The 632-nt window shown below is 64.2% G+C and carries 1 protein-coding gene; it reads left to right on the top strand.

Going from position 1 to position 632, the window contains the following annotated elements:
• On the top strand, positions 1-632 hold a 632-nt coding region (locus QM841_RS42890; RefSeq protein WP_283336799.1), incomplete at both ends, for a DEAD/DEAH box helicase family protein.

Below are 632 nucleotides of genomic sequence, written 5' to 3'. Positions count from 1 at the left end.
GACGAACTCACCGTCTACGCGTCGAAACCGTACTCGTACGCTCGCTGGGTCGAAGAGGACTTCAACGGCGTGCGGCAACCGGGCGCTACTGGTTTCCACAAGATACCGCGGCCCGAACAGGTGGACGCCGCGAAGGCGATCGCGACGGCCTTTCACCACGGCAAGCGCGGATTCCTGTTGGCCGACGAGCCCGGTGTAGGCAAGACCGGCAGCGCAATCCTCGGCGCGAAAGCTGCGCTGAAATTAGGGGGCGGCGACACCGTACTCATCACCGTGGACCGGCCGGCCCAGATCACCATCGCCGCGTGGCGCGACGCCCTCGCTGCGTTCGGCGACGGAGGCTATCGGTGGCTGATCATCTCCCCGGACCAGCTCAAGAAGTTACTCGGACGCAACGGCCAACCGAAGTACTCCTTCTCCCTCATCATCAATGACGAGGCACAGCAATTCAGGCACCTCACGGCCCAGCGCACCCAGTACCAGCGGCGCATCAACCGTCTCTCCGCGACGCCTGAGAAGGCGCCGTTCGTCATCACCGTGACGGCGACGCCGGGTCATCACCCAGGCGAATACACCTACTTGTCTTCGCTTTTCGCGCAACTGCACGATGACCCGCCGGGCGAGTGGGCCGA

This window comes from Rhodococcus sp. IEGM 1307 (assembly GCF_030056915.1).
Taxonomy (GTDB): domain Bacteria; phylum Actinomycetota; class Actinomycetes; order Mycobacteriales; family Mycobacteriaceae; genus Rhodococcus_F; species Rhodococcus_F opacus_D.
Note: the sequence above shows the minus strand (reverse complement) of the source record. Positions and strands in the feature narration are given on the sequence as shown.